Raw genomic sequence first — 25,177 nt, 5'->3', positions numbered from 1 at the left:
GTTTTATAGCGTTTCCAATTGGCATATACCCAAGTGACATATACGCAGTGACTAAACTGCAAATTGATTGCATTCTTTAATTAATACACCAGATCGTTCATCTACTCGGCTGCTCGCCTCTCTAAGCTGGGTATTATTTTCTTCAATTGTGCCCATTGAGGAGGATATTTGAGACATGCTATCCGCCATGGATTGACTGGTGGTTGCCAACTCTTTAATCGATGATGAAATTCGCTCGGTTTGTTCCGTAGCCTCGCTGACTTGCTCGGTAATCAACTTCAATGCTTCCATCGCTTCATGGCCTTTTTCTCGCCCCTGCTGCATGGACGATTCGGACTGCCCAATGTATTGAATCACTTCAGCACTCTCTTTTTTCATGGTTTCAATCGTACCCGATATTTCGGCGACAGCATCAACAGTTCTTACGGCCAAGCTTCGTACCTCGTCTGCAACAACGGCAAAACCTCTGCCTTGCTCACCCGCTCTAGCGGCTTCGATAGCTGCATTCAGCGCAAGCAAATTGGTTTGCTCAGCGATACCATTGATAATATCCATAACGGAATCCACTTTTGAAGAAGCATCCTCAAGAGCATTGATGTGAGTCGCTGCACTTCCGAGGATTTTCCCAATATCCTCAATTGAATCTATTGCGCTGGTAATGATCGTTGCACCCTCTTGTGCTGACTCACTGGATTTTTCACTCACTTGCACCACCAAATCCAGACTACTTGATACTTCTTGCGTAGTAACGCTTACTTCCTCCGTTGCCGAAGCCAATACTTGAGTTTGACCCACAACATCGTGTTGACTTGCCACTAAATCATCCAAGCCAGAGTTCAATTCATTCGCGTTAGATGCTAGCGCATTACTGCTGTGCTGCACGCCTTTAACCAACTTACCCAAGTTTTCACACGCTTGATTAATATTGAGTGCCAAGCGATTGAACTCATCATTTTTGTTGTTCGAAACGGGCATTCTCTGAGATAAATCCCCGCTGGAGACAAGCTCGAGAATCTGCGTTACCTTTTTAAGCGCACGTGATATGGATATGTTCTGTGATACAAAAATAAACAAAGTAAACAGAGCTAAAACGAAACAAGCGATCAGTGTAGAAAGTTGCACTGTAGAAGACGTTTGCTGCGCTGCCTGCCCATACTCCGTACTGATCACATTCATTTTCGCGCCTAGCTGTCTAACGACAGTTTGCACATCTTTCTGTCTTTGAAAGAGTGATTCTTCGACAGATTCTAGTTCAACGGATAATTCGCTGACGCGAGCAGAATGTGCTTTAAATAACTCCACTTCTTTTTCATATAAGTCGAGCATTGCGTATGAATTTGACATATTGATAAACATTGCCAACGCACGGTTGAAGTACTTTAGATTCTCTTCATTGGGTTGCAAAAGATAAGTTTGCTGCGTCTTCACCATATTCTGAAAATCGGAATTGATGCTCACCATTCCGGTTTCAGCAATCTTTGCCTCTATGGTATTGGCTAGCTGTTTTAATTCACCCAGTTTTCCATCATCAACATTAAACCCCATCTCTTGCCTTATCGCTAACCATGGTGCCAATGCATCCTGATACGCCGAAATAGACTCAACAAAGCTTTCCGCTCCATCGTGCAGCCCAACCTCAGCTAACATCGCTTTTTTCCCCAATGCCTTTTGAGAGATATCTTCAAGCATGGCGTTAATTTCTTCGACCTGCTCTCCAGTCATATTGTTTAAGCGCGCCGCTAAATCCAATAAACTGATTTGCGTTTGACCGATTTCGGCAACGCCTTCGTGAATAAACCCCTGATTTTGATACTGATGAGTTACCGAGCTGATTTTTATTGAAATAAACACCGATAACCCAGCAAAACCTACCATCAGCGCTGCTAGGTATATCCATACTTTTTGCTTCTGTGAGAGCGCAAAACTTGTCATCACTCCCTCCTCTACTTTGGAAATTCAGACTAATAAACCAATGTTGGTACATTCAATGTTCGAAAGTACTATTAAGTATACGACGACACTTTAGATTAATTTACAATTTTCTAACATTTGATTATTGACAAATGCATCATTAATTATTTCAAACTTCTACACATGTCTCTTTTTGCAAAAAGTTATTCGCTTCCACTTACTTGATTTATTGCATAAAAGTTGGGAAAGTTTCACATTGCGTATATCGAGTTCACTTACTAAGGAGTCAGTATTGATATGAAGGCTGTCTGGATTCCCGTTATTTTACTGTCGCTGTCTTCTTTGACTGCGCAAGCCAAATCGCACTTATCTCTCACGATGGACAATGACTCTTTAGTAAGGAGCGATGAAGATTACAGTAGTGGTATTCAGTTAGGTATTCTGTCTGAATTAGATTCAAGTGGATCCAGTGAGCTAAGCCATTCCTTAAGCACAATAGGTTTTGGGGATAGCAATGCTCGCTATTATTGGAATCTAAACATTGGGCAAAAACTATGGACTCCCACTGATATTGAATCCACAACGCCAAAGATGAATGAACGCCCATACTCTGGAATCAGTTTCATCAGTGGCTCACTGATCGCAAGAACAACCGAAAAACACCAAACTCTCAATGTTATGCTTGGGACAATGGGAAAAAATGCCCAAGCCGATTCTGCGCAAGTTTTTGTTCATGATCTAATTGGGTCTGCTCGCCCCCAAGGTTGGGCATACCAAATTGAAGAACCTTGGGTTTACCAATTGGGTTACACGCAACAAAGCTTGCTTCATAGAAGCTCGGGTTATTTTGAAAATCACGAATCTGAGGTTAGTTGGATCAATCGAGCAGCATTAGGGAACTTTCGCACCGAAATAGGCAGCGGCGTAATGTGGCGAATGGGCGCAGAGCTTGCTAATACTTTTGGGTCAGCTGAAATTAAGTACGACAACCCAGCACATAGACTTCATTTAGATTATGGTCGCACTGGATGGTTTGTATTTACTGGACTCGAAGCTCGATATCGCTTTAACGACATCACAATTACAGGAAAGCGCCCACCTCTAGTCCCACTTGTTTCTGTAACTCACTTACAGTCTACTGCCGTTCTAGGTGCTCTAGCGCATTACAAAGAGATTGGTGTATCGCTCTCTTACTCCCTTAAAACGCCAGATTTTAAGGAAGACCAAGCTCGTTTTCACGCGAACGGGTCCGTCTCTCTGTTCTGGGTATTCTGATGTTTTTTATACCTTTATCATTGATAGCTATTGTAAATGGCTATCATTTCGATCTCAAATGTTCATTATTTCTATTCGCGATGTTTTGCAAAATAATAATTTTGCCCTTCAGACCAAATAACCTCAGTTTTTCCTAGGGTACGCTGTCATTTTGTAATAAAATGACAGCAAATAATTCCTAAGAGATTAGCTCATGTCTACTACTGGTCGTATTCATTCTTTCGAATCTTGTGGCACGGTGGATGGTCCGGGAATACGCTTTATTGTGTTTCTCCAAGGCTGTCTAATGCGTTGTAAGTATTGCCATAATCGAGATACGTGGGACACTCACGATGGCAAGGTAGTGAGCGTGGACGAAATCATTAGCGAAGCAAAGTCTTATAAGCACTTCATGAGAGCTTCTGGCGGTGGCGTCACCTGCTCAGGAGGTGAAGCCATGCTTCAACCTGAATTCGTACGTGACTTTTTCCGAGCAGCCCAAGAAGAAGGGATGCATACCTGTTTGGATACTAACGGGTATATTCGGAAACATACTGAGGTTGTCGATGAAGTGCTTGAAGCCTCAGACCTTGTCATGCTTGATATCAAGCATATGAAAGATGCGATTCATCAAGACTTTATTGGTGTTTCCAACAAGCGTACTTTAGATTTCGCACGATACCTTCACAAAATTGGGCAAAAAACTTGGCTTCGATATGTCGTTGTACCTGGGTACACAGACGACGAAGAGGCCGCGCATATGCTCGGTGAGTTTATTCAAGATATGGATAACATAGAAAAAGTGGAGTTGCTGCCCTACCACAAGTTGGGCGCACATAAATGGGAAGCGTTAGGGCACGACTACCCACTTGAAGGGGTTAACCCACCACCGAAAGAAACGATGGATACGATAAAAGGAATACTTGAGCAATATAACGACAATGTGAAATACTAGTTTTCATGTAAGCCTTATACTCAAGCTATACAGAGTAACCAATCATGAGCAAAGCCAGCATAATGCTGGCTTTGCTGTATTGATACCCAAGTTACCCTCGAGTATTGAAATAGCGGCGCTAAACTCTCGATTTTGAAACGTTCGGGTGTGTTTTCACAAAAGTTCGTGCCCTTAGGAATTACACTATGTCGATACTTCAGTTTCTTTGTCTCGCCGTTACTGCCTTTGTCGTACAACGATGTTGGGCTGATACAAAGCACGTCTTTTTTCCTAAGTTCCTAAGCGAAAGATCTTTTCAGAATCTCACTATCATTACCTTGGCAATACTCTTTTTTCTCTGGCAAACCAAAGCAGGAGTCAAAAGCGGATTAGACATTCACTTTCTTGGTGTAACCGCTTTTACTATGATGTTTGGTTGGCGCGTCGCCTGCTTTCTTAGCCTGCCTATCTTTTGTGCACTCGCCATTTTCAACCAGTGGTCATTAATAGAGTTACCCGTACAAATTACAATTTCAGGCTTCATCCCTATTTTCTTAAGCTATTTCATATTTGCCCTTAGCTACCATTACTTACCCAAAAATGTCTTCGTTTTCATTTTTGTCGCTGGTTTTTTCAATGCCATGTTTGTTGGCAGTACACACCTTCTACTGAAAGGAAGTTACTATCTTTGGCAGGGTTTGTATGATTTCACTACTGTAATGGATAACTTCTTCATTCTAATTCCCTTAATGGCATTTCCCGAAGGTCTGCTTAACGGGATGACATTAGCGGTACTTTGCGTATATAGACCAGAATGGTTGCGCGTATTCTCAGACAGGCATTACCTTTTCCCTAACAAGTAGAATTCTCAGGCTTGCAGTAGCACGAAAATATCCGCTCAATCTCCAACCAAACCTTATTAAACATGTGTTGAGATCATGTTTCGTTACGGATATTTGCTGTTACTCTGTTTCGTAGATTAAGTAATAAAATTTAAGAGACCATGCTATGGAAATGACGAACGCTCAACGACTCATTTTGTCGAACCAATACTACCTAATGTCGCAGATGGATCCGCAGAATGCCGGAAAATATCAACGTCTTCAAACGATTGTAGAGCGTGGATATGAGCTACAAATGTTGGAGCTAAATAAGGACTATGGCTGTTTGGACGAAACGCAGTGTCGAGAGATTCTCGAAATTATGGAAATGTATCATGCGATGCAAGAATCGAACAAAATGCTCAGCCACGATGAAAGAGAGAACGTCGATCAGCGTAGACTCAACTTTTTAGGGTTTGATATCGCAAGTGAATCACAGCTTGTTCACTATGTGCGTTTTCTCGTCGACTCTGAAGGGTTGTACTCTCAATTCGACAAAGGCGAACATCACTTCAACGCACAAATGCCAATGCTTGAAAAATACCAAAGAATGCTGGCATCTTGGAAGCGTTGTCCACGTCAATATCACCTCTCATCGGCTGAGTTTAATCAAATCTTCAACGCTTAGTCCTATTTTTTGACCTAAGTCTCTCACATTGTTTGATATTTTTATCAAAGCACCACTGTTATGTGGTGCTTTCCTATTGCAGCCGTAGCTTGCGCAGCACTCCAGCCTGTTTGAATCACTTCAAGCATACTCATACAAACCCGTACTTGCTTCATACTTTTTCCTTAAAAAATCGAAATAAATATCGAATTAATAAGCAGAATTCAAAATCTGGGTCTAATCTTATTTAGTGAAGGACGTGACATTTTCGCTGTTAATTAGTCGATTTGACAGGTTTAGAGGGGTATTCGCTATGAGCATTTTTGACCACTACCAGGCTCGCTATGAAGCAGCCAAGGATGAAGAACTATCGCTGCAAGACTTTTTATCGCTATGTCGTGAAGACAAAAGCGCCTATGCCAATGCAGCTGAGCGCCTATTAATGGCGATTGGAGAACCTGAAGTCATCGACACCGCATTAGACCCGAGACTCAGCCGTATTTTCTCTAATCGCGTGATATCCAGATACAAAACCTTTGAAGATTTCTACGGTATGGAAGATGCGATAGAACAAATCGTTTCTTACCTAAAACATGCCGCTCAAGGATTAGAAGAACGAAAACAAATTCTATACCTTCTGGGTCCAGTTGGTGGCGGTAAGTCATCACTCGCTGAGAAACTGAAAGCCTTAATGGAAAAAATGCCAGTCTACGTTCTTTCCGCTAATGGAGAGCGAAGCCCAGTCAATGACCATCCTTTCTGTTTATTCAATGTTAACGAAGATGGTGATTTGCTTAAAGGTGATTATGGCATCGAAAAACGCTACCTACGCTCCATCATGTCTCCTTGGGCAGCAAAACGCCTAACGGAGTTTGGTGGTGATATTTCCAAATTTAAAGTCGTGAAAGTAAGGCCATCTATCCTTGGTCAAACTGCGATCGCGAAAACGGAACCGGGTGATGAAAACAACCAAGATATTTCATCACTGGTTGGTAAAGTCGATATCCGTCAACTTGAGCACTTCTCACAAGATGACCCTGATGCGTACAGCTACTCAGGTGCATTATGTCGAGCTAACCAAGGCTTGATGGAATTCGTAGAGATGTTTAAAGCGCCAATTAAAGTTCTGCACCCTTTACTTACTGCTACTCAGGAAGGTAACTATAACGGTACTGAAGGGCTTTCGGCCTTGCCATTTGATGGCATGATTCTGGCGCACTCGAACGAATCAGAGTGGCAGACCTTCCGCAACAATAAGAACAATGAAGCCTTCCTCGATAGGGTGTACATTGTAAAAGTTCCTTACTGCTTGCGCGTTTCGGAAGAAGTTAAAATCTACAAAAAACTGTTGGATCACAGTGAGCTTTCAAAAGCGCCATGCTCTCCAAGCACATTGGACATTTTGGCTCAGTTCAGCATTCTTTCTCGTATGAAAGATCCAGAGAACTCATCCATTTTCTCGAAAATGCGTGTGTACGATGGTGAAACACTGAAAGATACCGATCCGAAAGCGAAAAGCTACCAAGAGTACCGAGATTTTGCAGGCGTCGATGAAGGTATGTCGGGTCTTTCTACTCGTTTTGCATTCAAGATTCTTTCTCGCGTATTTAACTTCGATCAATCCGAAGTGGCGGCGAACCCTGTTCATCTTTTCTATGTCATTGAGCAACAGGTAGAACGAGAACAGTTCCCACAAGACATGGCAGAACGTTACTTAGAGTTCTTGAAAGGCTATTTAGTACCTAAATATGTCGAGTTTATCGGAAAAGAAATTCAAACCGCCTACCTCGAATCATACTCCGAGTACGGTCAGAACATCTTCGACCGTTACGTAACCTATGCCGATTTCTGGATTCAAGATCAAGAGTATCGCGATCCGGAAACAGGGCAATTGTTTGACCGTGCCGCGCTTAATAATGAGCTAGAGAAAATTGAGAAAACGGCAGGTATCAGTAATCCGAAAGATTTCCGAAACGAGATCGTTAACTTCGTATTACGTGCTCGTGCGAACAACAAAGGGCAAAACCCCGTTTGGACCAGTTACGAAAAACTCAGAACGGTCATCGAGAAGAAAATGTTCTCGAACACAGAAGAACTGCTTCCTGTTATTTCCTTCAATGCGAAAACTTCAACCGATGATCAGAAAAAACACGACGACTTTGTCGCTCGTATGATGGAGAAGGGCTACACCAAGAAACAAGTTAGATTGTTGTCGGAATGGTACCTACGAGTACGTAAATCCTCTTAGTACCAAGTGTCTTAGATATGGTGACTGGCAAATATTGCCAGTCACTCATGACACACAGTTCGACACTTTGACGTTTCAGAGGGACTAACGTATGGCGCAATTTATCGACAGAAGGCTCAATGGCAAGAATAAGAGCACAGTCAACAGACAACGCTTTTTACGCCGCCATAAAGAGCAAATTAAGGAATCGGTAGCCGATGCCGTGAATCGCCGATCTATCACCAATACAGAAACAGGTGAAGATATATCGATTCCACATAAAGACATCAAAGAGCCAATTTTTCATCAAGGACAAGGAGGCGTCAGAGAACGCGTTCATCCAGGCAATGATCAATTCATCACTGGAGACAAAATTGAGCGACCAAAAGGCGGTCAAGGAGGCGGCTCTGGCGAAGGTGATGCAAGTGCTGATGGCGAAGGTCAAGACGACTTTGTTTTTCAGATTTCAAAAGACGAATATCTCGATATTCTTTTTGAAGATCTGGAGTTACCTAACCTTCAAAAAAACCAAATCAATAAGATCACAGAATGGAAAACCCATCGCGCTGGTTTCCAAACCGCTGGTATTCCAGCCAACATCAGTGTGGTGCGATCTCTTCAACAATCACTCGCGCGAAGAACAGCGTTAACTGCTGGCAAAAAGCGCCTGCTTGCAGAACTAGAAAAAGAGTTAGAGCGAATTGAAAGCAACGAACCCGCTCAACCTTTAGAGGAGAAGAAACTTCAAGAGGAAATCATAGAACTTCGTCAGCGTATTGCGCGCGTTCCGTTTATTGATACTTTTGATTTGCGTTTTAAAAACTACGAAAAGCGCCCTATTCCGTCGAGCCAAGCGGTCATGTTTTGTTTGATGGATGTGTCAGGATCTATGGACCAAGCAACTAAAGACATCGCAAAACGCTTTTATGTGCTCTTATATCTATTCTTAACAAGAACTTACGAGAATGTCGAAGTCGTCTTCATACGCCACCATACTCAAGCGAAAGAAGTCGATGAACATGAATTTTTCTATTCGCAGGAAACGGGCGGCACCATCGTATCCAGCGCTTTGAAATTGATGAATGAAATCGTAAAAGACAGATACCCAACTAACGAATGGAATATCTACGCAGCACAAGCATCAGATGGGGATAACTGGGCAGATGATTCCCCGCGCTGTAAAGAGCTTTTGGTGAACAATATTTTACCTGAATGTCAATATTACTCCTATATCGAAATAACAAGAAGAACCCACCAAACCTTGTGGCATGAATACCAAAAACTCGAAGACGCATTCGACAATTTTGCCATGAAAAATATTCGTACTGTGGATGATATTTTCCCAGTATTTAGGGAACTGTTTCAAAAAGAAACGGCATAGGGAGGCGCACTATGGCGACTAAAGCAGCTAAAAAAACAGCGACAAACAGCAAGCGCTTGCCAGATGGTCCGGATTGGACATTCGAACTTCTGGAGCGTTACCACAAAGAAATCAAAAGGGTAGCAGAACACTATCGCTTAGACACCTACCCTAACCAAATTGAAGTGATCACAGCGGAACAAATGATGGACGCATACTCAAGCATTGGTATGCCTATCAATTACAATCATTGGTCATTTGGCAAAAAATTTATCCAAACCGAACAAAATTACAAGCACGGTCAGATGGGTCTTGCGTATGAAATTGTAATTAACTCAGACCCATGTATTGCGTACCTAATGGAAGAAAACACCGTAACCATGCAAGCCTTGGTTATGGCTCATGCTTGCTATGGTCACAACTCTTTCTTCAAAGGCAACTACCTGTTCCAAACTTGGACGGATGCAAGCTCCATTGTCGATTACCTATTATTCGCTAGAAACTACATTACCGAGTGTGAGGAAAAGCACGGTGTAGACGAGGTTGAACAGCTGTTAGATTCCTGCCATGCGCTAATGAATTTCGGTGTCGATCGATACAAACGCCCCGAAAAAATCTCTATTGTGGAGGAGAAGGCACGGCAAGAAGCTCGCGAGGAATACCTTCAATCTCAAGTTAACGAGCTTTGGAAAACGGTTCCTAAAAGCGAGGAGAAGGAGCAGTCTCAAAAGATTCGTTTCCCAACGGAACCTCAAGAAAATATCTTGTACTTCATTGAGAAGCACGCCCCACTTCTAGAGCCTTGGCAGAGAGAGATAGTACGTATTGTTAGAAAAGTCAGCCAGTACTTCTACCCTCAGAAACAAACACAAGTCATGAACGAAGGTTGGGCAACATTTTGGCACTATTCCATACTGAATCATTTGTACGATGAAGGCTTGGTGTCTGAGAAGTTTATGCTTGAGTTCTTGCATAGCCACACCAATGTTGTCGCTCAGCCTCCATACAACAGCCCTTACTTTAGTGGCATCAATCCGTATGCTCTGGGTTTTGCGATGTTCCAAGACATTCGTAGAATGTGTGAAGACCCAACCGATGAAGACAGAGAGTGGTTCCCAGATATCGCAGGAGCAGATTGGTTAGATACATTGCACTTCGCCATGGCAAACTTTAAAGATGAAAGCTTCATCAGCCAATACTTGTCGCCTAAGTTAATGCGTGACTTTAAACTCTTTGCTATCAGTGACGACGACAGAAAAAACCACATAGAAGTCAGCGCAATACACGATGAAGTAGGTTATCGCCAAATCAGGGAGAAACTGGCGGCACAATATAATTTAAGTAACTTAGAGCCAAACATTCAGGTGTGGAATGTAGACGTACGCGGCGATCGATCGTTGATCTTGCAATATGTCCCTCATGATAGGATCCCATTAGGCGACAGCCATCAAGAAGTATTGAAACACCTCTATAGGCTTTGGGGATTTGATGTCATTTTGGAGCAACGGAATGAATCTGGAAGAAAAGAGATACTAGGCAGTTGCCCTGAACGTGAAGACTACAACTCTGAAATCTAAGCCAATAACTCGAATTTACCAATCCTCCTATTTGCCCACGAAGTCTGTGGGCTTTTTTGCGTTATGAAAAAGAAAAGCCAGCTATATCAAGCTGGCTTAAAACTAGCAATTGCTACGATTACTTAAAAACAAATTGGATGGTCTTGGCTTTAGGGCTCTTGGTTGAAACCGTCAGCTCAACGTTATCAATGGTGTAGGTCCCATCAGTAAATAGAGACTTATCCGTTTTTAGTGAATGAAGATTGTTTGGAGTTGAGAACGAATAGTCATTCGGAATGATAATGACCGTTTCATCTTCATTTGTGGAAACGGATGCCAAAGTTATACCTGTCCCAAATTCTGGCGTGCCTGGTGCACTCAGCTTCAGATCATTGACTAGTGTTGGGTTTTCCATCATCCAGTCAAAGCGATTATTTTCAGCATTGAACCACAACCAGAAGTGGCCGTTCTTGGTATTCAAATGAATCAATTGCAAAGTATTTTCCGTTGGATCGAACCCATTGAGTTCAACCGTTTTAGATCCATTCACTTCAGAAACTTTACTTGGGTTTACTCTACCTAGTCGATATTGAAAGTACGGTAATACTTCTTGACCAACCTCGCCTTTTCCGCCCATTACGCCGTTGTATACGCCATAATTGAACGCTGAATATTTATCGAACTCTTTATGATACTTTTCCATTATCTCTTTGTTTAATTTTTCTGTTTTATTCCAATCGCAAGATTGATCAAAATTAAACGGGTTACCAGTGCTTGTAGGAGCAAGGAGAAACTGAAGCATGCCCCAAACCTAAACCATGTAAATACTCGTGCGCAAATAGAACCTGATCTGGCTTCAAGCTCTTGCTTTCGCTGTCCAGCCCAAGCTTAGAAACGCGTGATTGACTTGTGAGGTCACTGTTGATTAAAAAGCGATTTTTAAGAACAGTTCCATCCTTTAGGGTAACTGTCTCATAGATGTTTCCGTAGTTGCTCAAACCTAGGTTGTTTTTGGCAATATAAACAAATGCCAATTGGTCATACTGAGTTATGTCAAGCTTAGAACCATCTTCAGCAAGTATCGATTGGTAAAAAATTTGGTCTTTATAAGGCAGTAGAACTTTATTGTCATCGTTTGTTTCTAAACCTGTCACATTCAGTTCAGTAGCGACAGTTAACTGCACATCTTTGGCTAAGGTCGATTCTAGATACTTATCAACATTTGACTGTTCACCAAATCTAGCAACAACTTCTTGGCGGATACTATTCGACGGGAGCGTATAACCATCAACAACGACAGGGATAACCGCTATGTTGATTTGTGGTTTAGTCACGCGGCATATCATGCGAATGCGGTCATCATCAGAACGATACACTTCCGTTAGTGCCGATTTCACATCACCAGCGCAATTTGAAAAATCATGGACAGTGTTTGATGTTGTGATAGATGAACACTGCTTTATGCTAGTTTTCAAGCTTGCATTCATCGAATCTGGGGCATTACTTAAAATCGCATCAAGCGCATCAGATGGAGACTTACCTGCTATAAATTTCTGAATATCAGAATCTAATACAGCGATATCCAATATCTGTTGCTGAGGCAAAAATGCCATATGTTCAGGTAAGTGCCACTCTCCGCACTCTGGTGCAGAATTCACCTGTTTTTTATATGCAGCTTGGTCAAAAGCAACCACAGAGCTAACATTACCTGCTTTATCTAGGTTCAGCGTTTTACCCTTTAAATTAGTAACATCGCCTAACAATTGCTGCCCAGCACTGGTCGCAAGAGCTTTCAATAATTCACGCTCTTTCGCACCTTGCTTTTGTGCTTGAGCCAGTGAACGTGCAACGACTTTCGCCTTATAACTTTCATCATCGGAATCCGAAAGATAGTTGTGAAAAACTTTGCTTGAATCTAATCCAAGCTTCGTCGCGAAAGCTTCTTTAGTTAAATTTTCTTTCACGGCGATATCAGTGATAGGGCTAACCACCCCATAATTTAACTTCGACTGAAAAAACACATCGTTAGCAGACAGAACGTTAGAGTTTGAGAAAGCTTTTACTGCTATTGCGTTATCTTGTCTTACACAAACTACCGCTTTGCTTGAACTGCTTTTCGTTTTGATCGCCCCCTGTGAGTTCGTCTTACCTAGGTATTGGTCACACTTTCCATCATGGTTGCTGTCCAAGAAAACATCAGCATTTGACAAATATTGCTCACCACCTAGTGCAATAAGAGAGTAGGAATTGGATCCTGCGCTTGGTTTCGTTGGTAAAGTAGGCGGTGTTATTGGAGAAGAAGAGTTTGAATCTTTGTTACAACCAGAAATCATAACGGTAAAAGCGGAGACCACTGCCATGGTCATCAGGGAACGATTAAATTTCATAAATTTTACTCAAAGCGATTAGATGAAATAGTTATTTTTAGGCAGATTTCAGTTCCCTTGATTGAGCTGCAAGCGCATATTACCAATTAACGCCCCAACCAAATGTAAGGTCGTGTAAGCATCGTAATTTGTACTCGCTTTGAATATCACCTCTTTAAATCATAAGTTATTAATATAAAAAGCCAGCAACCTTTCGTCGCTGGCTTACAAACCTCACTTATCAGTTCAAACTTTTGAACTACTTGATACTTTCCCAAGCTTTTGAGTCCACATCATTTTGCTTGTAAGCAACGTCTGACAAAACCAGATCGTTGATCGCTCTTAAGATTTTCTTTTCCTCTTCATCCGTAATATTTGATTCAGTGTGTACTATGTGATTGTTTGAATCGGAAGAGTCTGTAATCGTAAAAGAACCAAAATCTGGTGAGATAACAAACGATGTTGGGTTGTATAGACCGCTACCATTAAGGACGTCGTTCAACCCGAACTGACCAATTAGGTTCATTAGTTTTATGCCGTTTATGTCGGTTGGGTTTATTGAAGCATTTCGACCCACTACGATCCCATTCTCAGTATCAAATAAGTCTATTGTGGACCCTGACGCACGGTACTCGACCAGATGAACCTTGTCTGTTTCGCTAACAAAGCCAGGGGCAAGTTTTCCAGCGTTTTCAATTGCAGTGCCAGCTGAATATTCAAGCACACCATCAACAGTGCGTTTTGCCTCTATTTTAAATGACTCACTGTCCGAGCCACACTGCTTACAAGATACATTACTCGTAAATTCGCTGACCGAACCCTTTACTTCGTCACTTACACGATATCTTCTAAAAATGCCATCGTCTGGAGTACCCTCAGAGTTAGACTGATAAAAAGTAAACGTTTCATAGTTGGCTTTAAAGCCAGGCTCTTCGTGAATACTGTTTTCAAAGATGTAAACCAACTCCCCCTGTGAATTACCCACTTCAGGTGAATAAGCAATGATATTACTAGGCAAAGATTTGTAATCCGCTTGTGAGCCTGATTTCTTAAGATTGCCTACCCAGGAGCTTGCTTGCCCACAATCGTCCCCAGATACGGGATCATGGATAACATCAACAATAACAGAGTCAAAGTCGTACTTGGCAGAAGCCCAATACTTAGCCACGATGTCGTCTATCCCAGGCCAGTGTTTTGCTTCAACTCCTTGCGATGAACAAAAAGTCAGTGTTTCGTTTACGATCCTCTTGGTATCTTCGTTATCTGCAAGGTAATCAATAACCAATCCAACCTCATTAAACGCATCGGCTAGGTCCTGACGTTGCTCATCAGTGTATTTTGTCTCTTTATAAGCGACTTCCAGCTGTTTTTTCAGTTCGATTGGGGTAGCTTTGTGGCTATTGACACTCAACACATCCATGTACAATGCTGCAGAAGAGAAAAATGAGGCCTGAAGCTTCGCCATGATCATCTCATCAATGCTCTCTTCCATCGCAGTATTGACTTTGTAAGCCCCAGCATATAAATCAGTTGCACTTACTTGGTAAGCCGTCATTCCGCAGGCTACTAAAGCGGAAACCATTAGAGTATTCTTAATTTTCATAATCATCTTCCTTATCGCAGCTTACTACTTAGACTGTTGTTTCTTTTTCACAGCACTGAACTTGCTGGGTACTGATATCGATAGACTTGTCTTTCCTACCGGTAAATTGATAACGGATTCAATCGCATCAGAACCGAGAGTTTTACCGTCCGATTTAAGCAATGAAAGTTTTTGTTCTAGATCCGAGTTTTTAGGAGCAATTGTCGATACTTTTGGCGCAGTGGTTTTAGGGGCTACACTCTTAGTTGTTTCGTTTTTAGCGCTAAAACAACCTGCAAGTAGAAAAACTGAGATTATTGGGACTATAGTCGCTAGATTTCGCTTCATACCTTTCTCCTCATGAGCACTTCACATTTGAGCTATATGAAAAACAAAAACCTGACTCTATTGATGTCTTGGCTGCTTATCATTTCTCGTCTTGAAATCAATCTAATCGATTGCGTTCACCAATTACATTGATGAGATTAAACAAATCAGGTCAAATAGTTAGGCGTGAGGACTTTCAAGGTGTTCAAGGCTATAGAAACTTTCAGTTCCATAATTGTTATCTTTGTTAAATTGAGCTTTATAAGAATAAATTTTCTCGCGAACTGACTCGATAAGCTGGAAGCAATACGAAATATCAAGTTGTGTTTATTTATTACTAAGGTCAAACCTGTTTATAATGGCGCGTTGTTGTCCTTTAGGTTAATTGCCGAAGGTAAATCCAGATTGGTGATAAAAATATGAGCGCTTCAAACGCCCCTCGCACAGAAAGCCAAAATCGTCGTGATCTTCCTAATATGATCACATGTTTATTGCCTGCTTATAATGAAGCAGAGAATCTTCCGCATGTCGTGCCAGAAACATACAATTACTTGAAGCAGTTTTGCCAAGAAGTTGAAATTCTTATTGTTGACGATGGCAGTGCAGATAACACTGTAAGCGTCGCTCAAGAGCTTGCGAATAGTTATCCTATTTCTGTCGTGAAGTTATCCAGAAATTTTGGTAAAGAAATTGCTCTTAGCGCCGGTCTGGACAATGCCCGTGGGGATGTGGTCGTTATCATGGATTCGGATGGTCAACACCCGTTACCTGTCATCGAACAGTTCATTGAGCACTGGCGTGAAGGTTTCGACATGGTTTACGGGGTTAGAGCAAACAGAGACGACGAATCTTTCGCGAAAAGAGCGTTCACTAAAGTCTATTACGGGCTTTTAAACCGAATCTCGGATGTGGATATACACCCAGACGCTGGTGACTTCAGGCTGTTAAGCCGAAACGTTGTTAACGCGTTGGTCTCATTACCTGAACGTACCCGAATGATGAAAGGTCTTTACGCGTGGGTTGGCTTTAAAAGTAAAGCTGTGTCGTTTGATGTTGAAGAGCGATTAAGCGGAACCAGCACCTTTCGTTTCAGAGATCTCACTTCCCTCGCGATAACTGGGTTAACATCATTCAGTAGCATCCCTCTAAAAATATGGATGGTAGTCGGTGCGATGATCTCTGCCATGTCCTTTGGATATGGAATGTTAGTACTACTTCGTACTCTTTTCTTTGGGACAGATGTTCCCGGCTGGCCATCTCTGATTGTTTCCATTTTCTTCTTAGGAGGCATTCAATTGCTGTCTATCGGGATCATGGGTGACTATCTTGCCCGAGTGTTCTCAGAAGTTAAAAAGCGCCCCCTCTATATTGTTGAAGAATACCAAAAAAGCGTAGATAAAGGCGTAGATGGGCATGATGTAGGCGATACGTTTCAAGACGAAAAAGTAGAAAAATAATTGATGAAAAACATCATAGTTTGCGCAGACGATTATGGCATGTCTCGAGAAGTTGACGACGCCATTCTGGAGTTAATTGAGAAAAAACGTATTTCTGCCACCAGTTGTATGACACTAATGCCGAATTGGAGAGCGTCTGCGAATCGATTGAAAGAGCTTGAAGGACAAGCAGCTTTCGGATTGCATTTCGATTTGGGTCACGTTGCAAGCTTAGGTAAGTTAATGCTGAGTGCAGTACTGCGCACGTTGAATAAGTCAGCCATTGAAACAACACTTAATCAGCAGCTGGATAACTTTGAAAACGAAATGGGCAGAGCACCAGACTACATTGACGGTCACCAGCACGTTCACGCATTTCCTGTCATCCGTGACGCTTTAGCCTCTGTCGTCAACCAACGCTACGCAGTTAAGACTCCATGGATTAGAAGACCATCAGTGCCGCTAACAGGACACGATTCCGCTTTAAAAGCCATCGTGATCCAAGGATTGAATTTGGGTTTTGATTCAGTCATAGGTAAACACACCAATGCACAAACCAATTCCAGTTTTGCTGGCTTATATTCCATTAGCGAAACGGCTAACTTTCCTGAGCTAATGGAAGGTTGGGTCAACAATATCGATAACCACGGATTAATTATGTGTCACCCAGCCGTAGAAGGGGTAAACGTGGAGCACAGTTTAGCGAGGATTAAGGAATATGATTACCTTCGAAGTGATCGTTACATCTCGCACCTTGAAGCAAATAATGTAACGCTCGTTACTCATCCAGAATAAAAAATAGCAGCGATTTAGCTGCTATTTTTTAAACGCTTGAAGTAGTCTAACGAGATAGCAGTTTTCTAACCACTTCTAAGTCTTCTGGAGTATCGACCCCTGCTGCGGGTGTTTCTTTGGCAACTTCTACGTGGATCTTCTCACCGTACCAAAGCACTCTCAATTGCTCTAAACATTCGATCCGCTCTAGCGCGCTCGGCTCCCAATTAATGTAGGTTTTAATAAACCCAGCTCGATACGCATAAATCCCAATATGACGCTGTAATGGCTGATGAATAGACGGTTCTGCCTTCGAAAAGTCATCTCTATCCCAAGGAATCGAAGCACGGCTAAAATACAGTGCGTACCCTTTTTCATCCGTAACTACTTTCACTACGTTAGGGTTAAATACTTCATTTGCATCTTCAATTTCCACTGAGAGCGTTGCCATTGGCGCCTTGCTTTGCTGAAGGTTGTGCGCAACTTGAGAAATGATAGATGGGGGAATCAAAGGCTCGTCACCTTGCACATTAACGATAATGTGCTCAGGCGGAATATTCATTAAATCAACCACTTCCGCCAAGCGCTCAGTGCCCGACTCATGTTTATCCGATGTCATGCACACCGTCGCACCAAACCCTTCAGCCGCTTGTTGTACGCGCTTGTCATCGGTAGCAATAATGACGTTTTCAGCACCAGCTTGAATAGCTTGAAGGTAAACCCATTCAATCATAGGTTTACCCGCTATATCTGCAAGAGGTTTACCTGGTAATCGCGTCGATTGATATCGGGCAGGAATGACAACCGTAAATGCCATTTACTTTCCCTCATCCATTGAAATACTGCGAGCTTCTGGCTCAAGCAGAACAGGAATGCCTTCTTTAATTGGGTAAGCAAGGCGATCTATTTTACAGATAAGTTCTTGCTTATCTTTATCAAAAGTCAGTTTACCTTTGCATACAGGGCACGCCACAATCTCAAGCAGTCGATGATCCATATTCTTTCATTACCTCATTTATTCTTTGTAATATCTTATCAGTATCTTGTGCAGGTAGGGTTGCAGAGACCGGTAGATACCACCAGTTATCCTTTGCAAAAGGCAGACATTTGACGGCATCTTTTTCTGTCATAATAAGCGGCTTACCTGCAATCTCAATGGCACTAATCTGTTGTTCTGTCATTGCCTGATGATCAGCAAAACCATGTTCAGCCAGGACATTCAATCCCATACTCTTCAAGGATTCGAAAAAGCGAGGAGGATGACCAATTCCCGCCATTGCTACCGCACTTTCAAGTTCAATGGCACTTCTCTGTTCATTCGTTACCAAGTTGATGGCTTTAGAAGGCTCTAGAATCATTGGAAATTCGTTTGCACGAGCACTGCCACCGTTGGTGATAACGAAGTCCACTTCATCTATCCGCGAAACAGGCTCACGTAGTGGACCCATAGGGATAAGTTGCTCATTTCCCATGCGCCTGACACCGTCGACAACAACAATTTCGATGTCTCTGTTCAACGCGTAGTGCTGTAAACCATCGTCAGTGACTACAATATCAACCCCTGAATCCAGGAGCGCTTTTACAGCATTACTTCGGTTCGGATCGACGACAACAGGGGCATTTGTACGACGATGAATTAAAAGAGGCTCATCTCCACAATGTTCTGGGCTAGAATCCAGCGTTACCGAAAACGGATAGCTTGGTGCTTTAGCTCCATAGCCCCGTGATACCACCCCTGGCTTAAGCCCTTTAGCCTGTAGTATTTCCACAAGCCATACTACGACAGGTGTTTTGCCATTCCCACCCGCGGTAATGTTACCAACTACGACGACAGGAATGGGGGCGTGGTAACGTGCTTTTTTTTGACTCAAGAAATCTTGTTTGCGCTTTGTACTTACAAAACTAAACAACAGGCTGAGCGGCCATAATATGGGCCAAAGCAAAAAGCTCAGCCAATGGCGCTCAAACCAGATCTTTTCTACCATCAATTTGACTCACTAAATTGAATGGAATAAAGCGAAGCATATGCGCCGTCTTCTGACATCAATACATCGTGCTGACCGCGCTCTATTACCTTCCCATCTTCAATAACTAATATCTCATCAGCATTTTCAATGGTAGACAAACGGTGAGCAATCACCAAGACCGTCTTGTCTTTTTGCAGCACATCCAGCGCAGCTTGAATCGCGCGTTCAGATTCAGTATCCAAAGCAGATGTGGCTTCATCAAGAATCAGAACTGGAGCATCACGCAGCAATGCGCGAGCAATGGCGAGTCTTTGCCTCTGCCCACCTGACAGAGTCGTGCCATTCTCGCCGATCACTGTGTCGTACCCGTTATCTAGTGCCTCGATAAACTCATGCGCATACGCGAGCTTGGCCGCTTCAATGATTTGTTCTTTTGTAAACTTATCTTCCGCGGCATAAGCGATGTTATTTGCTACCGTGTCGTTAAACAGGTGAACGTGCTGAGACACGATACCAAAGTGAGTGCGAAGATTCTGTAAGTCGTAATCTCGTACATCATGTCCATCGAGGGCAATTGAACCTGAATCTAAGTTGTAGAAACGCGTAAATAGGCTCGCTATCGTGCTCTTTCCGGAGCCTGAGCGACCTACCAATGCCACCGTTTTTCCCGACGGTATATTGAAGCTGACATCTTTTAACGCGGGAGTGTCTTTAGTTGGGTACGTAAAGGTGGCGTTTCGGACTTCGACATCGCCTTTCACCTTTTCTTTAACTACCTTCCCTTCATCATTTTCTGTTGGCATATCCATCAGGCTAAATAAAGTTTGGCAAGCCGCCATTCCGCGTTGGAAGTCGGACATAACCGAAGTTAATCCGCGAAGAGGTCGAAGCATACTTAACATCGCAGAGAAGACGACTGTAAATGTACCCGCAGTCAACTCTGCGCGAATAGAATCAACGGAAGCTAAGAACAACACAGTAACTAACGCAGAAGAACCGATCATTTGCACCACAGGGCTAGATATTTGTTGTACCACAACCATCTTCATATTTTGCTGACGCATCGCGTTGCTGACGTGATTGAATCGCTCTTCTTCTACTGGTTGACCACCGCAACTTAATACTACTTTGTGTCCATTTAACATTTGCTCTGAAGAAGATGTGAGGTTTCCCATTTCAGTCTGCATATTTTTAGAAATTTTGCGGAGCCGGCGCGATACCGTACCAATTGCAATGGCAACAATTGGCCCCACAACCAACAGCACCAAAGAAAGCTGCCAACTGCTCCATACCATTAAACCAATAAGCCCTAACAGGCTTGCAGTTTCGCGGACGATATTCACCAAAGCTTGACTCGTAGCCCCTGCCACTTGCTCCGTATCATAAGTAATGCGAGAAAGTAGTCGACCAGTAGACTCTCTGTCGAAAAAGGAGACTGGCATTTGCATGAAATGATTAAACACCTGCCGGCGAAGTTTCATTACCACATTATTAGAAACCCAGCTCATAAAATACGCTGACACAAACCCACTTCCGCCACGGACGATCATTAACACCAGAATGATGATCGGCATTGTGCGTAAAAATTCAGAGTCTGACTGACCAAAGCCTTCGTCTAGTAAAGGCTTAAGTAAAGAAAGCATGTATGTATCGCTGAGCGCATTAATCACCAATGCAATAATCGCGAAGACAATACCGGCTTTGTATGAGGAAATATAAGGCCATAAGCGCTTAAAGGTTTGAAAGGTCGATTGATCTATTTCTTGCGACATAAGAAAGGTCATTGTCAAAAAATTCCGCTTATTCTACTCCTTTCCTTACTATCTGCCTATACCAGCGAGGGGAATGTTCAGCTCTAGCGGTTTTAATATCCCATTTGTCCTTGTAAATCAGGATTGATATTTGTCCTTCTTCCCCCGTATCCATCCATTTAATGTCTTTTGATTTGTACACTTCGCGGACTTGCACCGATGGCAAATTCCATCGATTCCCCTTTGCCAACGAGGCAATTGCAATATCTGGGACGACACGGTCAACAAACAAACTCTTAGACGACGTACTTGACCCGTGGTGAGGGACGACAAGAATATCTGAAGCTAAGTGTTCGCCCTGTTGAGATAATATAAACTCGCTGATGGCATCAATATCACCCGTTAATAATATCGATGTTTTGTCATCGCTAATCCTAATAACGCATGAATGAGGGTTATACGCTCGACGCGTTAATCGAGGAGGCCACATCGCCTCAAAACGCAGTCCCTGCCAATACCATTGCTCCCCGCGAATACAAGGCTGATAGCCCTCAAGACTTTGGCTTGCTCTACGCCAATTCGGTTGCAATACCGATTCAACATAACCTTTTCCACCAGCATGGTCGGCATCTAGATGGCTCAGAATAAAACCATCTAAGTACTTAATTCCTTGATTCCTAAGTACTGGGTGAATAACGCTTTTCGCGTAGCTCCCTCCTTCCCACCCCATGCCGGTGTCATACAAAATAGCTTTACCATTTTTCTCAATAAGAACCGCGAGTCCATGACCCACATCCAACATATCCACACGCCATATTGGCTTGGGTTCGTGAGGAAAGCGCCATAACATCATCACTGCTAAAAACATCACAGGAATGACAGAGCGAAATTGAAAAGACAAAACCAATAAAGTAACAAAGGCAAAAGCGAGAAAGGCGTAACGAGACGAAAGAGATAGCCAACCATATTCTCCCCATTCTAAAGACCAAATAATCGGGTTTAGTGACCAATCCGCAACTTGCCAAAACGCATACGCAAGATTTGGTGAAACCGTGGTGAACAACAAAGCAAGGCTAACAAAAGGTAATGTCACCAAACTTACTAACGGTAAAAAGATAAAGTTGTATATAGGAGAGAGCACGCTGAAGCCTGAAAATACAAAAATCGAAACTGGCGCAAGAGCGATGAGCAACCAAAATTGCATTTCACACAAAAAACGGGCTTTTTGCCATTTATTACTTTGTTCCAAGCGCCTTAGACCGATAAAGATAAAAATCACTGAAACAGCAGAAAACGAGAGCCAGAAGCTGGCTGAAAGTACAGCAAACGGATCCAGTAATAAGAGGATCGAACAAACAATCAGTAGCAGACGCCAATTACTGAAATGAACACCCGCTAGTTTCACGGTTGTGAGAATAATACATGCGACAAGTGCGCGCTGAGTCGGTATAGAAAAACCCGCTAAGCTGGCGTAGATTGAGGCGGCTATAAGCCCAGTTATGATCGGTAGCCACACTCTCACCGAAGGTAGTGGCAGAACAAGTGCAATAACTCGACCAAAAAACCACCCTAACCCAAATATCAAACCAATATGCAATCCCGAAATCGCCATCAAATGAAGAAGACCACTGCTTTGTAGGTGCCGCCAATCTGAATCCGTTAAACCTCGCCTGTCTCCAAAACTGAGCGCAAGCAGATATGGTGCACTTTTGAAATCGTATACGAGATTAAAAACACGACTGTGAAGGCTTTGCCTATAATCAGTGGTGTTGTAAAGAAGTGTCGCTTGCTTAACAACCGCTTTCCCATGCCAGCGATTCGCTACGTAGTGTTTTTCTTGGTCTCTGCCTGCTTCATTTAACCGACCATAAACTGGTTTGAGAGCGGAATCTAAGGTTAAAAATTGACCCAGCAACGGTGGCTCGCCATCCATAGACCAAATAACTCTAACGGTCGGTCGGAGCAAATATGGAATTTTCCTGCCGTTAAGTTGATGCACCACAAAAGACGCTTCATATCCATGACTTATTTGTTTAAAAAAGCTGTCAATCTGCCCAGTTATGGTACTATTCTGACCTTCAGAAAAAAGCAAACGTTGCTGGTGTTGAAATAGGCTGGAATGGACGACTACCACTATTAAACCGAGTAACATGCCTTTCAGGCAATCAGTATAAGGTCTATTCCAAACGAGCAAGCATAGGATAATTGCAGGAAAGACCCAGAAAACACTCGGCATTGTTGTCCAAAGTGCGGACGAAGCAATCAATGTCGTGAAAGAAGTTAGTGTCCAGTTAGATAAGTGAGTTTTCATATCCTATGCCAAAAAAACTAATCCGACGTTTCTTGCCCGATCACGAATTAATCAAACGTCAAAAAGCCCTTAAAATCTTTGGCAACGTTCTATATAACCCAAACTTATGGTGCCTCAATCGTCGTTCTGCCGCTGGTGCATTTGCCGTTGGTTTGTTTATGGCATTTGTTCCACTCCCTAGCCAAATGATCATGGCAGCCGGTCTTGCTATTGCTTGCGGAGTGAATCTGCCACTTTCTGTCGCTCTCGTTTGGGTCAGTAACCCTATTACCATGCCCGTTTTGTTCTACTTCGCTTATAAAGTAGGCGCAGTCGTTATGTCTGTTCCACCGCAAACCTTTCACTTTGAGCTGTCTTGGGATTTTATTGTTGCTCAAATGTCGACCATCGGTCCCCCGTTCATTCTTGGATGCGCCATCTGCGGCGTGGTCAGTGCCATGGCAGGCTACTTTGGCATACGCGGGATTTGGCGTTACTCCGTTGTCCGTAGCTGGCAAAAACGCGGAGTGCGAGTACGTTAGAGGATTTTTCTAACCATAAGTAACTGAAAGTCTAACGCTCCGAGCCGATATACAGCTAAATGTAATCACGCTGTTTCTCATAATCAGATTTAGTTACAACCATCAAAAAAGGGCTCACATTGAGCCCTTTTAAGTTCGTTACTTTCCAATTCAAATCGGGTTATTTACCACTTAGCACTTTCGCTGGGTTTGTTTGACTGGCTCTAGATGCAGGATAAAGCGTAGCGAATAGGCTTAAGATAACTGCGGTGCCAGAAACCAGCGCTACGTCTTGCCAAATAATCTCGGAGGGTAAGAAGTCGATAAAATAGATATCTCCCGACAAGAATTGATGGCCAACGAGACTTTCAAGCCCTTTAATTAAAACGGTCAAATTACTCGAAACGAGCACCCCTAAAGCACTGCCAGCAAGGCTTCCCGTTATTCCAGAAAACACACCTTGCCAAACAAAAGTACGACGAATAAGCCCGTCCGTCGCACCCATCGTTTTTAGAATGGCAATTTCTGAAAGCCTGTCTTTTACCGCCATCATCAGAGTGGACACGATATTGAAACAAGCAACGCTGATCACCAATACCATTACTAGATACATGATAGTTCTAACCAGTTGTATATCTCGGTACAAGAAGCCAAACTTTTGCTGCCAGCTTTTTAGGTACACCTTTACTTGCAGCGTGTTACCCGCTTCTCGCACAATCATTTGAGCATTAAGGACATCGGTCGTTTTAATGGAAACACCCGTAACACCTTCAGTAATATCAGAGTATTTCTGTGCATCCTCTAAAGGCAGCAATACCAGCCCATGATCGATTTGACCACCCAAGGACAGAAGCCCAACGATTTTCAAGCGAACACGCTTTGGAGAGCGTACTTTCAGTGAATTACTCGTTTGAGGAATCAACAAAGTAATGCTCTCACCCAGCGTTACTCCAAGATGATCGGCAATCCCCTTTCCTAATATCACTTGATTACTGCCGGAGCGAAAATTCTGCCACGCTTCCTCACCAATATACTCAGATAAGTTCGACACCCGAGATTCCAATTGAGGATCGACACCTCTTATCTCAACTGCTTTTAATGTTTGCCCTTTCTCAGCTAAACCGGTTAGCCGAATATAGGGGGCAGCAGCGATCACTTTTTCATGCTCTTCTGCTGTTGTCGCTACGGTTTGCCAATCTGAAATAGGGGCATTAAACCCTTCAAACTCACCATGAGGAATAACCGCAAGCACACGGTTTTCAAGTTCGCGCTCAAAACCGTTCATCGCAGATAAACCGATAAGTACAACCGCCACACCGACAGCAATACCAATCGTAGAAGATAAAGAGATAAACGAAACTAATTTATTCCGTTGTTTTGCACGGCTAAAGCGGCTTCCAATAAGTAAGGAAAGAGAAAACATCTGGTCAGCC

At 42.9% G+C, this 25,177-nt stretch carries 21 protein-coding genes; 10 read left to right on the top strand and 11 right to left on the bottom strand.

Annotated elements, in window-relative coordinates:
• Positions 1 to 51: 51 nt before the first annotated feature.
• The gene (locus tag Q8W40_RS03755; protein WP_305395940.1) at positions 52 to 1,932 is read right to left on the bottom strand and encodes a methyl-accepting chemotaxis protein; all 1,881 of its coding nucleotides are present in this window, start codon (positions 1,930 to 1,932) and stop codon (positions 52 to 54) included.
• A gap of 276 nt (positions 1,933 to 2,208) precedes the next feature.
• On the opposite strand from Q8W40_RS03755, the gene Q8W40_RS03750 reads away from it, so the two are divergent.
• The 7 genes from Q8W40_RS03750 (at position 2,209) to Q8W40_RS03720 (ending at position 10,751) form a co-directional block, all read left to right on the top strand.
• Positions 2,209 to 3,186: a lipid A deacylase LpxR family protein gene (locus Q8W40_RS03750; RefSeq protein ID WP_305395939.1), complete on the top strand. Its 978-nt coding sequence runs from the start codon at positions 2,209 to 2,211 to the stop codon at positions 3,184 to 3,186.
• Positions 3,187 to 3,379: 193 nt separating this feature from the next.
• A complete protein-coding gene (pflA, locus tag Q8W40_RS03745) occupies positions 3,380 to 4,120 on the top strand; it encodes a pyruvate formate lyase 1-activating protein (protein WP_305395938.1) in 741 nt (246 codons plus the stop codon).
• Between the two features lie 185 nt (positions 4,121 to 4,305).
• On the top strand, positions 4,306 to 4,962 hold the full coding sequence (locus Q8W40_RS03740; protein WP_305395937.1) for an energy-coupling factor ABC transporter permease: 657 nt from the start codon (positions 4,306 to 4,308) through the stop codon (positions 4,960 to 4,962).
• Between the two features lie 145 nt (positions 4,963 to 5,107).
• A complete protein-coding gene (locus tag Q8W40_RS03735) occupies positions 5,108 to 5,608 on the top strand; it encodes a YfbU family protein (RefSeq protein ID WP_305395936.1) in 501 nt (166 codons plus the stop codon).
• 292 nt (positions 5,609 to 5,900) lie between these two features.
• Positions 5,901 to 7,835, top strand: coding sequence for a PrkA family serine protein kinase (locus tag Q8W40_RS03730; RefSeq protein ID WP_305395935.1), 1,935 nt, complete (start codon positions 5,901 to 5,903; stop codon positions 7,833 to 7,835).
• Between the two features lie 91 nt (positions 7,836 to 7,926).
• A complete protein-coding gene (locus Q8W40_RS03725; protein WP_305395934.1) occupies positions 7,927 to 9,195 on the top strand; it encodes a YeaH/YhbH family protein in 1,269 nt (422 codons plus the stop codon).
• Between the two features lie 11 nt (positions 9,196 to 9,206).
• Positions 9,207 to 10,751, top strand: a complete 1,545-nt coding sequence (locus Q8W40_RS03720; RefSeq protein WP_101114957.1) for a SpoVR family protein — start codon at positions 9,207 to 9,209, stop codon at positions 10,749 to 10,751.
• 118 nt (positions 10,752 to 10,869) lie between these two features.
• Here the strand turns inward: Q8W40_RS03720 and Q8W40_RS03715 are convergent, their stop codons facing one another.
• The 4 genes from Q8W40_RS03715 to Q8W40_RS03700 form a co-directional block, all read right to left on the bottom strand.
• Complete coding sequence (locus tag Q8W40_RS03715; protein ID WP_305395933.1) at positions 10,870 to 11,433, bottom strand: hypothetical protein; 564 nt, start codon at positions 11,431 to 11,433, stop codon at positions 10,870 to 10,872.
• A gap of 61 nt (positions 11,434 to 11,494) precedes the next feature.
• Positions 11,495 to 13,117 (bottom strand): hypothetical protein, encoded by a 1,623-nt coding sequence (locus Q8W40_RS03710; RefSeq protein WP_305395932.1) that lies wholly within the window; start codon positions 13,115 to 13,117, stop codon positions 11,495 to 11,497.
• A gap of 238 nt (positions 13,118 to 13,355) precedes the next feature.
• Positions 13,356 to 14,699, bottom strand: a complete 1,344-nt coding sequence (locus Q8W40_RS03705) for a hypothetical protein (RefSeq protein ID WP_305395931.1) — start codon at positions 14,697 to 14,699, stop codon at positions 13,356 to 13,358.
• Positions 14,700 to 14,723: 24 nt separating this feature from the next.
• Positions 14,724 to 15,026: a hypothetical protein gene (locus Q8W40_RS03700; protein WP_104400732.1), complete on the bottom strand. Its 303-nt coding sequence runs from the start codon at positions 15,024 to 15,026 to the stop codon at positions 14,724 to 14,726.
• A gap of 398 nt (positions 15,027 to 15,424) precedes the next feature.
• Here Q8W40_RS03700 and Q8W40_RS03695 point away from each other — a divergent pair, with 398 nt between their 5' ends.
• Complete coding sequence (locus Q8W40_RS03695) at positions 15,425 to 16,462, top strand: glycosyltransferase family 2 protein (RefSeq protein WP_305395930.1); 1,038 nt, start codon at positions 15,425 to 15,427, stop codon at positions 16,460 to 16,462.
• Positions 16,463 to 16,465: 3 nt separating this feature from the next.
• Entirely contained in the window at positions 16,466 to 17,236 is a 771-nt protein-coding gene (locus Q8W40_RS03690; RefSeq protein WP_305395929.1) for a ChbG/HpnK family deacetylase, read from the top strand.
• 46 nt (positions 17,237 to 17,282) lie between these two features.
• On the opposite strand, the gene kdsB is transcribed toward Q8W40_RS03690, so the two are convergent.
• The 5 genes from kdsB to Q8W40_RS03665 are packed head-to-tail and all read right to left on the bottom strand — an operon-like array spanning position 17,283 to position 23,244.
• Positions 17,283 to 18,032, bottom strand: coding sequence for a 3-deoxy-manno-octulosonate cytidylyltransferase (gene kdsB / locus Q8W40_RS03685; RefSeq protein WP_305395928.1), 750 nt, complete (start codon positions 18,030 to 18,032; stop codon positions 17,283 to 17,285).
• On the bottom strand, positions 18,033 to 18,212 hold the full coding sequence (locus Q8W40_RS03680) for a Trm112 family protein (protein WP_101114950.1): 180 nt from the start codon (positions 18,210 to 18,212) through the stop codon (positions 18,033 to 18,035).
• On the bottom strand, positions 18,193 to 19,200 hold the full coding sequence (gene lpxK / locus Q8W40_RS03675) for a tetraacyldisaccharide 4'-kinase (protein WP_305395927.1): 1,008 nt from the start codon (positions 19,198 to 19,200) through the stop codon (positions 18,193 to 18,195). The genes Q8W40_RS03680 and lpxK overlap by 20 nt, the downstream gene beginning before the upstream one ends.
• A complete protein-coding gene (gene msbA, locus Q8W40_RS03670; RefSeq protein ID WP_305395926.1) occupies positions 19,200 to 20,954 on the bottom strand; it encodes a lipid A ABC transporter ATP-binding protein/permease MsbA in 1,755 nt (584 codons plus the stop codon). The genes lpxK and msbA overlap by 1 nt, the downstream gene beginning before the upstream one ends.
• A 28-nt stretch (positions 20,955 to 20,982) precedes the next feature.
• Positions 20,983 to 23,244, bottom strand: a complete 2,262-nt coding sequence (locus tag Q8W40_RS03665; RefSeq protein WP_305395925.1) for a DNA internalization-related competence protein ComEC/Rec2 — start codon at positions 23,242 to 23,244, stop codon at positions 20,983 to 20,985.
• Between the two features lie 5 nt (positions 23,245 to 23,249).
• Between Q8W40_RS03665 and Q8W40_RS03660 the strand changes: the two genes are divergently transcribed.
• Positions 23,250 to 23,765 carry a DUF2062 domain-containing protein gene (locus Q8W40_RS03660; protein ID WP_101114947.1) on the top strand — a complete coding sequence of 172 codons (516 nt, stop codon included), beginning with the start codon at positions 23,250 to 23,252 and terminating at the stop codon, positions 23,763 to 23,765.
• A 160-nt stretch (positions 23,766 to 23,925) separates the two neighbouring features.
• On the opposite strand, the gene lolE is transcribed toward Q8W40_RS03660, so the two are convergent.
• Positions 23,926 to 25,167 carry a lipoprotein-releasing ABC transporter permease subunit LolE gene (lolE, locus tag Q8W40_RS03655; RefSeq protein WP_305395924.1) on the bottom strand — a complete coding sequence of 414 codons (1,242 nt, stop codon included), beginning with the start codon at positions 25,165 to 25,167 and terminating at the stop codon, positions 23,926 to 23,928.
• Positions 25,168 to 25,177 lie beyond the last annotated feature (10 nt).

This window comes from Vibrio penaeicida, assembly GCF_030689305.1.
Lineage (GTDB): Bacteria > Pseudomonadota > Gammaproteobacteria > Enterobacterales > Vibrionaceae > Vibrio > Vibrio penaeicida_B.
The sequence above is the reverse complement of the archived record's forward strand: the minus strand, read 5'-3'. Positions and strand labels throughout refer to the sequence as shown.